The sequence below is a fragment of the Parahaliea mediterranea genome, assembly GCF_003402235.1.
Taxonomy (GTDB): Bacteria; Pseudomonadota; Gammaproteobacteria; order Pseudomonadales; family Halieaceae; genus Parahaliea; species Parahaliea mediterranea.
Window position 1 is genome coordinate 156,289 of record NZ_QEWO01000001.1, and the last position, 12,597, is coordinate 168,885.

Consider the following 12,597-nt stretch of genomic DNA (forward strand, 5'->3'; position numbering starts at 1 on the left):
CTAGCGCTTGCCGCCAGGCCGGCGGCTGGCGCTGGTGTCCCTAAGCCGACGGCTCGGTGAATTTCGGCGGCTATTGTCAATGCGTTTGCCATTGCGTTTGTCATTGTATTTGCCGTTGCGCTCGCTTCGGTCCGCCGGCGGCGCCGGCACCTCGATTATCCGGTACTCCCCCGGCGCCAGGCCATCCAGGTGCCAGTCACCCACCTGCGTTCGCAGCAGCCGCAGGGTGGGGTAGCCCACCGCGGCGGTCATGCGCCGCACCTGGCGATTGCGACCTTCCTGTATTGACAGTTCAAGCCAGCTGTCGGCCACGCTCTTGCGCGCGCGAATGGGCGGGTTGCGCGGCCAGAGCCAGGCGGGCGGCGCAATCCGCCGGGCCCTGGCCGGCAGGGTGGGGCCGTCCTTGAGTGGCAGCCCTTGCGCCAGGCGCTGCAGGGCGTCGTCGGTGATATCGCCCTCCACCTGGGCCAGGTAGGTCTTCCAGCGTTTGTGCCGCGGGTTGGCGATCTGCTGCTGCAGGGCGCCGTGGTCGGTGAGCACCAGCAGGCCCTCGGAGTCATAATCCAGCCTGCCCGCCGCGCGAAAGCCCGGTGCGCTGAGGTAATCCGCCAGTGTGGCGCGGGGCGCGCCACTGCCTTCATCGGTGAACTGGCTCAGTACCTGAAAGGGCTTGTTGAACAGAATGAGCTGCGCCATGGGGTGTCGGGTAGGGGAAAAATGTCCGTTTCAATCAAGAGAATGGGGGGGAAACCTGCTACAATGTGCGCCGCTCGAACCGGGGTCACTCCCACAAGGATATCGCACCCCGCCTTCCATTGAACCCTACATGCTACGGAGTACGACCATGGGCTACAAACATATTCAGGTGCCGGCCAGCGGCGAAAAGATCATCGTCAACGACGACAACAGCCTGAACGTCCCGAACAACCCCATCATCCCCTACATCGAGGGTGACGGCATCGGTGTTGATATCAGCCCGGTCATGATCGACGTGGTAAACGCCGCGGTAGACAAAGCCTACGGTGGCGAAAAGAAAATCTCCTGGATGGAAATCTACACCGGCGAGAAAGCCGCCGAACTGTACGACGGCGACTGGTTCCCCGAAGAAACCCTGGAAGCCATCAAAGAGTACTCCGTGGCCATCAAAGGCCCCCTGACCACCCCGGTGGGCGGTGGTTTCCGCTCCCTGAACGTGGCCCTGCGCCAGGAACTGGATCTGTACACCTGCCAGCGCCCGGTGCGCTGGTTTGAAGGCGTGCCCTCGCCGGTGAAAGACCCGGGCGCGTGCAACATGGTGATCTTCCGCGAGAACTCCGAAGACATCTACGCTGGCATCGAGTACAAGGCCGGCACCGACGAAGCCCAGAAAGTCGTGGACTTCATCATCAACGAAATGGGCGCCACCAAAATCCGCTTCCCCACCAACGTCGGTATCGGCATCAAGCCGGTGTCCGAGGAAGGCACCAAGCGCCTGGTGCGCAAGGCCATTCAGTACGCCATTGACCAGGATCTGGACTCCGTGACCCTGGTACACAAGGGCAACATCATGAAGTTCACCGAAGGCGCCTTCCGCGACTGGGGCTACGAGCTGGCCCAGGAAGAATTCGGCGGCGAGCTGCTGGACGGCGGCCCCTGGGTGTCCATCAAAAACCCCAACAACGGCAAGGAAATCGTCATCAAGGACGTGATTGCCGACGCCATGCTGCAGCAGGTGCTGACCCGCCCGAAAGAGTACAGCGTAGTTGCCACCCTGAACCTGAACGGCGACTACCTGTCCGACGCACTGGCGGCCCAGGTGGGCGGCATCGGCATCGCGCCGGGCGCCAACCTGTCCGACAAAGTGGCCCTGTTTGAAGCCACCCACGGCACCGCGCCCAAGTACGCCGGCCAGGACAAAGTGAACCCGGGTTCCCTGATCCTGTCCGCGGAAATGATGCTGCGCCACATGGGCTGGAACGAAGCTGCCGACCTGATCATCAAGGGCATGAACGGCGCCATCCAGCAGGGCACCGTGACCTACGACTTCGAGCGCCTGATGGAAGGCGCCACCCTGGTGAGCTGCTCCGAGTTCGGCCAGAAAATGGTCGACAACATGTAACACCGTGCCTGCCAGCCCGCCCCGCTGGGGCGGGCCACAACGCAAACAAAACCGGCCCCGTGCCGGTTTTGTCTTTTCTGGCGGCCGGCATGGCCAGGGCCAGGCCACCTTGAAATGGCGTATACTCACTCCATATCCTAGTGACAGGCTGAAGTGAACTTCCCGAGCAATAGCCGGAACGCACCACCCCAAAAGTCACCACCCAAGAGATACGATGCGTGATTGAGTACCAAACACACCGCCAGTGGCGCATGGCCGGCGAAGACGAGCACCACGATGGCAATCTGGCACTGCAGGAATCCCGGCCTGAACTCAAGCGCCCGCCGCTGTTCAAAGTGGTGTTGATCAACGACGACTACACACCCATGGAGTTTGTGGTGGAAGTGCTGGAGACCTTCTTCCGCATGAATCGCGAGCAGGCAACCCACGTTATGCTGACCGTGCACACCAAGGGTAAGGGTGTGTGCGGCATTTACACGCGGGACATTGCCGAAACCAAGGCGGCGCAGGTCAACCAGTACGCGCGCGAGAACGAGCATCCACTGTTGTGTGAGATCGAGGCATCGGAGGGCTAGGGCCCGAGGAGTAAGTATGCTGAGCAAGGATCTGGAGCAGACGCTGAACGAGGCGTTTCGCGGGGCGCGGGCCAAGCGCCATGAGTTCATGACCGTGGAGCACCTGCTACTGGCGCTGCTGGATAACAACGACGCCATTCGGGTATTGAAGGCCTGTGGCGCCGACATCGGCGGGTTGCGTGGCGATCTGGTGGAGTTTGTGGACGCCACCACGCCCCTGATTCCCGAAGACGAAGACGAGCGCGACACCCAGCCCACCCTGGGCTTCCAGCGCGTGCTGCAGCGCGCGGTGTTTCATGTGCAGTCCTCCGGCAAAAGCGAAGTGACCGGCGCCAATGTGCTGGTGGCCATTTTCTCCGAGCAGGAAAGCCAGGCGGTTTACTTCCTGAAAACCCAGAGCGTGGCCCGCCTCGACGTGGTCAACTTCATTACCCACGGCATTTCCAAGGTCGGCAACGATGCCGAGGGCGATGGCGTGGAGCCCGGCCAGGCGAGCGGGGAAGAGGGCGCCGGGGAGGAGGGCGAGGCCAATCCGCTGGACAGCTTTGCCACCAACCTGAACAACGAAGCCGCCGCCGGGCGTATCGACCCGCTGATTGGCCGCATCCCCGAGGTGGAGCGGGTGGCGCAGATTCTCGCCCGCCGGCGCAAGAACAACCCGCTGCTGGTGGGTGAGTCCGGCGTTGGCAAAACCGCCATCGCCGAGGGCCTGGCCAAGATGATCGTCGACGGCGAGGTGCCGGAGATGCTCAAGGACAGCGTGGTTTATTCGCTGGACCTTGGCTCCCTGCTGGCCGGCACCAAGTACCGGGGCGACTTCGAGAAGCGCTTCAAGGGCCTGCTGGCGGCGCTGAAGAAGCGCGAGGGCGCCATCCTGTTCATCGACGAGATTCACACCATCATCGGCGCCGGCGCCGCCTCTGGTGGGGTGATGGACGCCTCCAACCTGCTCAAGCCCCTGCTGAGTTCGGGCAAGATGCGCTGCATTGGCTCCACCACCTTCCAGGAATACCGCGGTATCTTCGACAAGGATCGCGCCCTCAGCCGGCGCTTCCAGAAGATCGATGTGCTGGAACCGAGCGTGGAGGACGCCTATAAGATTCTCAAGGGGCTCAAATCCCGCTTTGAGGATCACCACGGCCTGCGCTACACCGACAAGGCCCTGCGCACGGCCACGGAACTGGCCTCGCGCTACATTACCGACCGCTTCCTGCCGGACAAGGCGATAGATGTTATCGACGAGGCGGGCGCCTACCAGCAGTTGCAGGCGCCCTCCAAGCGCAAGAAGGTGATTGGCGTCGGCGATATCGAGGCGGTGGTGGCGAAGATCGCCCGTATTCCGCCGAAGACGGTAAGTACCGACGACAAGGAAGTGCTGCAGAAGCTGGAGAAAAACCTGCAAATGGTGGTGTTTGGCCAGAACCAGGCCATCAGCAGCCTGTCCACCGCCATCAAGCTGGCTCGTGCCGGCTTGCGCTCGCCGGACAAGCCCATTGGCTCCTTCCTGCTGGCCGGCCCCACCGGCGTTGGCAAGACAGAGGTGACCCGCCAGCTGGCCAAGCAGCTGGGGCTGGAGCTTATCCGCTTTGATATGTCGGAATACATGGAGCGCCACACCGTGTCACGGCTGATTGGCGCGCCCCCGGGCTACGTCGGCTTTGACCAGGGCGGCCTGTTGACGGATGCAGTCACCAAGCACCCCCATGCGGTGGTGCTGCTGGATGAGATCGAAAAGGCCCACCCGGAGGTCTTCAACCTGCTGCTGCAGGTGATGGACCACGGCACCCTCACCGACAACAACGGGCGCAAGGCGGATTTTCGCAATGTGATTGTGGTGATGACCACCAACGCCGGTGCCGAGAGCATCAGCCGGCGCACTATCGGGTTTACCTCCCAGGATCACAGCACCGACGGGATGGAGGCGATCAACCGCATGTTCACCCCGGAATTTCGCAACCGCCTGGACGCCATCGTGCAGTTCGAGCCCCTTGGCGAGGATGTCATCCTGACGGTGGTGGACAAGTTCCTCACCGAACTGCAAGGGCAGCTCGACGAGAAGCGGGTGACCCTGCAGGTGGATGAAGATGCGCGCCTGTGGCTGGTGGAGAAGGGCTACGACCGCAATATGGGCGCGCGGCCCATGGAGCGGGTCATCCAGGATCACATCAAGAAGCCCCTGGCGGAGCTGGTGCTGTTTGGCGCGCTGGCCAATGGCGGTGGCACCGCGCTGGTGTCGCTGGATACTGCGGCGGATGCGCTGGTGGTGAGTGTGGAAGAGGAAGAGGCCGTGCTGGCCGATTCCTGAGCGCCGTGAGGGCGGGGCGCAATGACAGGATTGCGCCCGCCTGCGCTACACAGCCCTGGGGCGGGCTTCGCTCTTTCCTGATGGGGCAGCTGGTGGCTCTATTTCGGGCAGCTGGCGCACTATTTCGGGCAGCTGGCGCACTATGCCGCCGCGGCGGAGCAGGGCGCTCAACGCTCCCGGTAGGTGATACGGCCCTTGGTGAGGTCGTAGGGGGTCAATTCCACGCGCACTTTGTCACCGGTCAGGATGCGGATGTAGTTCTTGCGCATCTTGCCGGAAATGTGAGCGGTAACCACGTGGCCGTTTTCCAGCTGCACGCGGAACGTGGTGTTGGGCAGGGTGTCGATCACCTCGCCTTCCATTTCAATCTGGTCTTCTTTTGCCATGCCTTTGGCAGTTCCTCGCGAAAAAATAGGGGCGCATTTTGCCTTAAACGCAAGGGATGTGCCAGATGAATCTTTGGCGCTTTGTCCTGAATTGCGGTCCTGAATTGCTGTCCTGAATTGTTGCCCGGATTTGCGCTGAACGGTGGTGATTTTGGCTGTTACACCACCAGTTGGCGCCAGCGGCTGTCCAGCAGCAGTTCCAGCGGCTGGTAGTCGGCCTTGTAGGCCATCTTTTTGCAGGCCTCGATCCAGTAACCGAGGTAGAGGTAGTGCAGCCCCATTTCCCGGGCCTGCTCGATCTGCCACAGGATGGCGTAGGCGCCCAGGCCGCGCTGCTGTGCATCGGGGTCGAAGAAGGTATAGATGGCGGACAGGCCATCGGTCAGCACATCCACCACGGCCACGGCCAGCAGGCGCTGGTGATCGTAAAAGCGGTAGTAGCGGGTGCAGTCCCAGGCGTTGTTGAGGAAGGATTCGTACTGTTCGCGGTCCGGCGGGAACATGTCGCCGTCGGCGTGGCGCTGTTCTATATAGCGCTGGTACAGGTGGTAGGCCTGGTTGTCGCGGATGTCCGCGGTGCGCTCCACGATCAGGTCGCGGTTTTGCCGCAGGCTGCGGCGCTGGTTGCGGCGCGGCTGGAAGTCGCGCACCGGAATGCGCGCCGGAATGCAGGCCTTGCACTGCCCGCAGTGGGGCCGGTACACATGGTTGCCGCTGCGCCGAAAGCCCAGGGTGGACAGGCTGCTGTACAGGTGCTGGTCAACCTCCTGGCGGGGGTCGATGAACAGGGTGGTGGCTTCCTGGTCGCGCAGGTAGCTGCAGCTATGGGGGTAGGTGGTGTAAACCTTGAGATCCCGCAGGGACGACGTCACAGCAACTCTCCACTAGACACCGGCAGTCGCCAGTTGAGCGACTGCGGACTCACCGCCACAGTGTGGGCAAGCTCGCGCTCGAAGTCCAGCCGGGAAATGGTGCGGGCGCCGAGGGAATTCATGTGCCCGCTTTCCACCTGGCAGTCGATGAGCCCGCCGCCGGCGCGGCGCAGCAGCCACGCCAGGGCCACCAGTGCGGTTTTGGACGCATCGCTTGCGCGAGCGAACATGGACTCGCCAAAAAACGCCCCGCCGATGGCAATGCCGTAGAGTCCGCCGGCCAGTTCGCCGCCCTTGTACACCTCGATGGAGTGGGCGTGGCCGCGCCGGTGCAGTTCGCTGTAGGCGGCCACCATGTCCGCGCCAATCCAGGTGCCGTCCTGGTTCGGCCGCGGTTCTGCGCAGGCCAGCATCACCTCGCGAAAGCAGGTGTCGGTGGCCAGGGTAAAGGTGTTGCGGCGCAGGCGTTTCGCCAGGCTGCGGGAGATGTGCAGTTCGTCGGGGTAGAGCACCGAGCGCGGGTCCGGGGTCCACCACAGCACCGGGTCCGGGTGCTGGTACCAGGGGAAGATGCCGCGGCGATAGGCCGCCAGTAGCGTTTCGGGGCTCAGGTCGCCCCCCGCTGCCAGCAGGCCGTTGGGGTAATCCAGGGCCTCGCAGCTGGGGGGAAAGTCCTCGCCGGGGGCGAGGACGCTCAGCAGGGCCACCTTAGTCGTTCAGGTGGTCCAGGTACTTTTCGGCGTCCAGAGCCGCCATGCAGCCAAAGCCCGCAGAGGTGACCGCCTGGCGATAGATGTGATCGCCCACGTCACCGGCGGCAAATACGCCGGCTACGCTGGTGGCCGTGGCATTGCCCTCCAGGCCGGACCTGATGGTGATGTAGCCGTCTTTCATGTCCATCTGGCCGGCGAAAATGTCGGTGTTGGGCTTGTGGCCGATGGCGATGAACACGCCAGCCAGCTCGATATCACGGGTGCCTTCGTCCTTGGTGGAGCGCACCCGCATGCCGGTCACGCCGCTGTCGTCACCGAGCACCTCGTCCAGGGTGTGGTCCCACAGGATGGTGACCTTGCCTTCTTTCTCACGGGCGAACAGGCGGTCCTGCAGCACCTTTTCGGCCCGCAGGCTGTCGCGGCGGTGCACCAGCACCACTTCCGAGGCAATGTTGGCCAGGTACAGGGCTTCTTCCACCGCCGTGTTGCCGCCGCCGATCACGGCGACCTTCTTGTTGCGGTAAAAGAACCCGTCACAGGTGGCGCAGGCGCTCACGCCCTTGCCCATGAAGGCTTCTTCGCTGGGCAGGCCCAGGTACTGGGCCGAGGCGCCAGTGGCAATGATCAGGGCGTCGCAGGTGTACTGGTGGCTGCCGGACAGGCGGAAGGGGCGGTTGGACAGGTCCACTTCCTCGATGTGGTCGAACACCACCTGGGTCTCGAAGCGCTCGGCGTGCTCCTGCATCTGCTGCATGAGTTGGGGGCCCTGCAGGTCAGCGGGGCCGCCGGGCCAGTTTTCCACTTCGGTGGTGGTGGTGAGCTGGCCGCCCTGCTGCATGCCGGTGATCACCACCGGGTTGAGGTTGGCGCGCGCGGCGTAAACCGCTGCGGTGTAGCCGGCCGGGCCGGAGCCCAGGATGATCAGGGGGTGGTGCTGGACGTCGCTCATATCGGTAGCTTCCTGCGCTCTGGAGTGGTCAATCGGGGCGGCGTAAAGGGGGGCGCCTGCCTCCGAATATGGAGACGGAGTATGGTAATTTAAAGGGGCGCTGCCGGGGAAGCCGAGGGCGTTTCTAAAAACAGAACATAAGCTTCTGAAAAATCTAAGAAAGTGGCAGAATAACGGGCATGAAAAAAGGCAAGCATTGGCAAACAACGTGACAGAGACCACCGACACCCGGAGCTTTCTTGGCCCGCGCCTGCGCGAGGGGGCCTTTATCGGTGTGAGCGCCGTGTGCCTGTACCTGCTGCTGGCCCTGGTGACCTACAGCCCCCGGGACCCTGGCTGGTCCGCCACCGGCACCGGCGGCAAAATCGCCAACGCCGGCGGCCCCACCGGCGCCTGGCTGTCGGACGTGGCGTTCTCGCTGGTGGGCTATGCCGCCTACCTGTTCCCCCTGCTGCTGGCCTACCGCGCGGTGATCATCCTGCTGGAGCGTTTTGACGCGCGGCCCTTCGACTGGGTCACCTTCGGCATCCGAGCCCTGGGGCTGGTGCTGGTGATGATGGCCGGCACCGCGTTGGCGGCCATGAACGACAGCGGCCTGTCGGGCCTGCCCCAGGGCGCCGGGGGCATCCTCGGCCAGGCCATTGGCGACGCCTTTACCGCCGCCTTCAGCGCCATCGGCAGCCGCCTTATCCTGCTGGCGGTGTTTTTGTTCGGTATGACCATCTTTACTGATCTGAGCTGGCTGGGGCTGATGGACCGCCTTGGCGGCTGGACCCTGCAGCTGGCCCGCTCCAGCTACGCCCGGGTGACCGGCCTGATCGACCGCACCCGGGATCGGCGCGCGCGGGAAAAGGCCCTGGAGGTGCGCAAACAGCAGATTGAAGACCATGTGAGTGCGTCGAAAAAGCGCAAGCCCCCCAAGATCAAGCCCCTCAAGGCCAAGCCGGAGACATCCGAGCGGGTGGAAAAGGAAAAGCAGCAGCCCCTGTTCGATGCGCCGGTTACCGGCGAGCTGCCCCATCTGGATCTGCTGGACGCCGTAGAGCACGACCCCAACAAGGGTTATTCGAAGGAAGCGCTGGAAGGCCTGTCCAAGCTGCTCGAATTAAAACTGGCGGACTTTGGCATCAAGGCCGAGGTGGTGGCGGTGTACCCGGGGCCGGTGATCACCCGTTTCGAAATTCAGCCGGCACCCGGCACCAAGGTGTCGCGCATTTCCAACCTTGCCAAGGACCTGGCCCGTTCGCTGGCGGTGATCAGCGTGCGGGTGGTGGAGGTGATCCCCGGCAAGTCGGTGGTGGGCATCGAGATTCCCAACGAAGACCGGGAGATCGTCAGCTTCCGCGAGGTTATGTCCTCCCGGGCCTTCGACCAGAGTCGCTCGCCACTGACCCTGGCCCTGGGCCACGACATATCCGGCGAGCCGGTGGTGGCGGATCTCGCCAAGATGCCTCACCTGCTGGTGGCGGGCACCACCGGCTCGGGCAAGTCGGTGGGCGTCAACGCCATGTTGCTCAGCTTGCTGTACAAGTCCTCGCCGGACGACGTGCGGCTGATCATGGTGGATCCGAAAATGCTGGAGCTGTCGGTCTACGACGGCATTCCCCACCTGCTCACGCCGGTGATTACCGACATGAAAGACGCCGCCAACGGCCTGCGCTGGTGCGTGGCCGAGATGGAGCGACGCTACAAACTGATGGCGGCCTTGGGGGTGCGCAACCTGGCCGGCTACAACCGCAAGGTGGCCGATGCCATCAAGGCCGGCGAGCCCATTGCCGACCCCCTGTGGACGCCGGACCCGATCTACGCCGAAACCGACGAGGAGCAAACCCCGCCGGGGCTGGAGAAACTCCCCGCCATCGTGGTGGTGATCGACGAGTTTGCCGACATGATGATGATTGTCGGCAAGAAGGTGGAAGAGCTGATTGCCCGCATCGCCCAGAAGGCGAGGGCGGCCGGCATCCACCTTATCCTGGCCACCCAGCGCCCGTCGGTGGATGTGATTACCGGCCTGATCAAGGCCAACGTACCCACCCGGATTGCCTTTCAGGTGTCGTCCAAGATCGATTCGCGCACCATCCTCGACCAGGGTGGGGCAGAGCAGTTGCTGGGCCACGGTGACATGCTCTACCTGCCGCCGGGCTCCGGGCTGCCCAACCGGGTGCACGGGGCCTTTGTTTCCGATGAAGAGGTTCACCGGGTGGTGGCGGACTGGAAAAAACGCGGTGAGCCCGCCTACATTGAAGACCTGCTGGATGAGGGCGGCAGCACACCGGTGACCGCGGCTGAATTGCAGCAGGCCGGCGCTGGCGGTGAAGACGATGATGAAAATGACGCCCTCTATGACGAGGCCGTACACTACGTGACCAAGAGCCGCCGGGCGTCCATTTCCTCGGTACAGCGCAAGCTGCGCATCGGCTACAACCGGGCAGCCCGCCTGATCGAGGCGATGGAGATGGCCGGTGTGGTGTCTGAAATGGGCAGCAACGGCCAGCGCGAAGTGCTGGCGCCGCCACCGCCGGAATAGGCGGGCGCCCGTTTAGCCATGGACCGGCTTTGATCACTGCTTGTTTTTAGCGGCTTAGATTAGTGGCTTAGATTTAGTGGCTTAGATTTAGTGGCTTAGATTAGCGGCTTAGAACCGCTCGGGGGAACCCGGTTTGCCAATACCCATCCAACATTCTGATTATTACGCCCACCGGAAGGCTCTTATGCGCAACAAACTACTGCTTACCCTGGCGTTGCTGGTTAGCGCCGTACCGGCGCTGGCCGATGCCACCGACGAACTGCTGCGCCACCTGGCGGGCTTTACCTCACTCACCGGGCAATTCAGCCAGCAGCAGTTTCCCGAAGGCAGCGATGAGGCCATTGAATCGGAAGGGCAGTTCAAACTGCTGCGCCCGGAGTATTTCGCCTGGGAGATTACCGCGCCAGACAGCCAGTTGGTGATTGCCACACCCGACTACCTGTGGCAGCACGACAGGGACCTGGAAACCGTGACCCGCCGCCCCATTGCCAGCAGCGGCCAGACCAGCCCCTTGCAGGTGCTGGCCGGTGACGAAGCCGCACTGCGTGCGGGCTACCAGGTGGCAGAGGCGGGCCCCGGGCGCTTTCGGTTGACCCCCAGCGGCCAGGACGCCGCCTTCCGGCAACTGGAGGTGGAGTTTGCCGGCAACACCCTTACCAGCATGGACATTATCGACAACCTGGGCCAGCGCGTGGAGGTGGATTTCACCCACTTGGTCCGCGATGCACCATTGCGCGCATCGGACTTTGACTTTAGCCCGCCTCCGCGGGCAGACCTGTTCTACTACGATGAGTAGCCATGACCTCCGACCTGTTCGGTAACGCCGCCGCGGGCTATCAGCCCCTGGCGGCGCGGTTGCGCCCCGCCACCCTGGATGACTACGCCGGCCAGGACCACGTGCTGGGTCCCGGCAAACCCCTGCGCCTGGCCATCGAACGCAAGCAGTTGCATTCCATGGTGTTCTGGGGGCCGCCTGGGGTCGGGAAGACCACCCTGGCCCGCATCGTCGCCAACAATGCCGATGCGCATTTCATCCAGCTTTCCGCCGTGCTATCCGGGGTCAAGGAAATACGCGACGCCATCGCCCAGGCACGGCAGAACAAGGGCAGCGGGCGCGACACGGTGCTGTTTGTGGACGAGGTGCACCGCTTCAACAAGTCCCAGCAGGATGCCTTTTTACCCCACGTGGAAGACGGCACGATTATTTTCATTGGCGCCACCACTGAGAACCCGTCCTTTGAGCTGAACAACGCACTGTTGTCCCGGGCCCGGGTTTATAAACTGCGCAGCCTGGAGCCTGAGGCCCTGCAGGGCGTGTTACGCCGCGCCCTGGCGGCGCTGGATGAGCCCCCCGCCGCCAGCGACCACTGCCTGCAACTGATTGCCAATGCCGCCGACGGAGATGCCCGGCGGGCGCTGAACCTGCTGGAGCTGGCCGCGGACCTGGCGGCAGACGCCGGCGCTGGCAGAGCCATCACTGAGCAGACACTGGAGGAGGTACTGCAGGCCTCCCTGCGCCGCTTCGACAAGGGCGGCGATTTGTTTTACGACCAGATCAGCGCCCTGCACAAGGCGGTGCGTGGCAGCGCGCCCGATGCCGCCCTGTACTGGTTCTGTCGCATGCTCGATGGGGGCTGCGACCCGCTGTACATCGCCCGCCGCGTTGTGCGCATGGCCAGTGAAGATATTGGCAACGCCGACCCCCGGGCCCTTGGCCTGTGCCTGGATGCCTGGCAAACCCAGGAGCGCCTGGGCAGCCCCGAGGGCGAACTGGCCATTGCCCAGGCCGTGGTTTACCTTGCGGCCGCGCCCAAAAGCAACGCCGTGTACAACGCCTACAAGGCGGCGCGTGCCGACGTGGAAGCCACACCCAGCCATGAAGTGCCGCTGCACCTGCGCAATGCCCCCACCACTTTGATGAAGGCCGAGGGCTACGGTGAGCAATACCGCTATGCCCACGACGAGCCAGAGGCCTACGCGGCGGGGGAAAACTACTTTCCCGAGCCTCTGCGCGAGCGCCAGTATTATCATCCGGTGGATCGCGGGCTGGAGCAGAAAATCCGCGCCAAACTCAATTACCTGCGCCAGAAGGACCGGGACAGCGACCAGCAGCGCTACTGATTATTTACCCGGGCTGCGCTTGTGTGGGAATCCGACGCCAAATCGCGCAGA

General features: G+C 63.5%; 11 protein-coding genes. 6 read left to right on the forward strand and 5 right to left on the reverse strand.

What is annotated here, in order from left to right; translation table 11 throughout:
* On the reverse strand, positions 1-696 hold the full coding sequence (locus tag DDZ17_RS00580) for a pseudouridine synthase (RefSeq protein ID WP_116364021.1): 696 nt from the start codon (positions 694-696) through the stop codon (positions 1-3).
* A 148-nt stretch (positions 697-844) separates the two neighbouring features.
* On the opposite strand from DDZ17_RS00580, the gene icd reads away from it, so the two are divergent.
* The 3 genes from icd (at position 845) to clpA (ending at position 4,978) form a co-directional block, all read left to right on the forward strand.
* Positions 845-2,098: an NADP-dependent isocitrate dehydrogenase gene (gene icd / locus DDZ17_RS00585; RefSeq protein ID WP_116364022.1), complete on the forward strand. Its 1,254-nt coding sequence runs from the start codon at positions 845-847 to the stop codon at positions 2,096-2,098.
* Positions 2,099-2,349: 251 nt separating this feature from the next.
* Positions 2,350-2,673, forward strand: a complete 324-nt coding sequence (clpS, locus tag DDZ17_RS00590; RefSeq protein ID WP_116364904.1) for an ATP-dependent Clp protease adapter ClpS — start codon at positions 2,350-2,352, stop codon at positions 2,671-2,673.
* Positions 2,674-2,689: 16 nt separating this feature from the next.
* Positions 2,690-4,978, forward strand: a complete 2,289-nt coding sequence (gene clpA, locus DDZ17_RS00595; protein WP_116364023.1) for an ATP-dependent Clp protease ATP-binding subunit ClpA — start codon at positions 2,690-2,692, stop codon at positions 4,976-4,978.
* 167 nt (positions 4,979-5,145) lie between these two features.
* Here the strand turns inward: clpA and infA are convergent, their stop codons facing one another.
* The 4 genes from infA to trxB all read right to left on the reverse strand — a co-directional run bounded on the left by infA (position 5,146) and on the right by trxB (position 7,898).
* Positions 5,146-5,364, reverse strand: a complete 219-nt coding sequence (gene infA / locus DDZ17_RS00600) for a translation initiation factor IF-1 (protein WP_027948202.1) — start codon at positions 5,362-5,364, stop codon at positions 5,146-5,148.
* A 158-nt stretch (positions 5,365-5,522) separates the two neighbouring features.
* Entirely contained in the window at positions 5,523-6,236 is a 714-nt protein-coding gene (locus tag DDZ17_RS00605; RefSeq protein WP_116364024.1) for an arginyltransferase, read from the reverse strand.
* Positions 6,233-6,943: a leucyl/phenylalanyl-tRNA--protein transferase gene (aat, locus tag DDZ17_RS00610; RefSeq protein ID WP_116364025.1), complete on the reverse strand. Its 711-nt coding sequence runs from the start codon at positions 6,941-6,943 to the stop codon at positions 6,233-6,235. Before aat ends, DDZ17_RS00605 begins: the two co-directional genes overlap by 4 nt.
* Before the next feature lies 1 nt (position 6,944).
* Positions 6,945-7,898, reverse strand: coding sequence for a thioredoxin-disulfide reductase (trxB, locus tag DDZ17_RS00615; protein WP_116364026.1), 954 nt, complete (start codon positions 7,896-7,898; stop codon positions 6,945-6,947).
* 208 nt (positions 7,899-8,106) lie between these two features.
* On the opposite strand from trxB, the gene DDZ17_RS00620 reads away from it, so the two are divergent.
* From DDZ17_RS00620 to DDZ17_RS00630, 3 genes are all read left to right on the forward strand, one after another.
* Positions 8,107-10,425 (forward strand): DNA translocase FtsK, encoded by a 2,319-nt coding sequence (locus tag DDZ17_RS00620; protein ID WP_116364905.1) that lies wholly within the window; start codon positions 8,107-8,109, stop codon positions 10,423-10,425.
* 184 nt (positions 10,426-10,609) lie between these two features.
* Positions 10,610-11,221: an outer membrane lipoprotein periplasmic chaperone LolA gene (gene lolA, locus DDZ17_RS00625; RefSeq protein ID WP_116364027.1), complete on the forward strand. Its 612-nt coding sequence runs from the start codon at positions 10,610-10,612 to the stop codon at positions 11,219-11,221.
* 2 nt (positions 11,222-11,223) lie between these two features.
* Positions 11,224-12,546, forward strand: coding sequence for a replication-associated recombination protein A (locus DDZ17_RS00630; protein WP_116364028.1), 1,323 nt, complete (start codon positions 11,224-11,226; stop codon positions 12,544-12,546).
* The last annotated feature ends 51 nt before the right edge of the window (positions 12,547-12,597 follow it).

Coding starts and splice junctions, on each gene's coding strand:
- DDZ17_RS00580 (WP_116364021.1), bottom strand. CDS start 696: ATGGCGCAGCTCATTCTGTTCAACAAGCCCTTTCAGGTACTGAGCCAG.
- icd (WP_116364022.1), top strand. CDS start 845: ATGGGCTACAAACATATTCAGGTGCCGGCCAGCGGCGAAAAGATCATC.
- clpS (WP_116364904.1), top strand. CDS start 2,350: ATGGCCGGCGAAGACGAGCACCACGATGGCAATCTGGCACTGCAGGAA.
- clpA (WP_116364023.1), top strand. CDS start 2,690: ATGCTGAGCAAGGATCTGGAGCAGACGCTGAACGAGGCGTTTCGCGGG.
- infA (WP_027948202.1), bottom strand. CDS start 5,364: ATGGCAAAAGAAGACCAGATTGAAATGGAAGGCGAGGTGATCGACACC.
- trxB (WP_116364026.1), bottom strand. CDS start 7,898: ATGAGCGACGTCCAGCACCACCCCCTGATCATCCTGGGCTCCGGCCCG.
- lolA (WP_116364027.1), top strand. CDS start 10,610: ATGCGCAACAAACTACTGCTTACCCTGGCGTTGCTGGTTAGCGCCGTA.
- DDZ17_RS00630 (WP_116364028.1), top strand. CDS start 11,224: ATGACCTCCGACCTGTTCGGTAACGCCGCCGCGGGCTATCAGCCCCTG.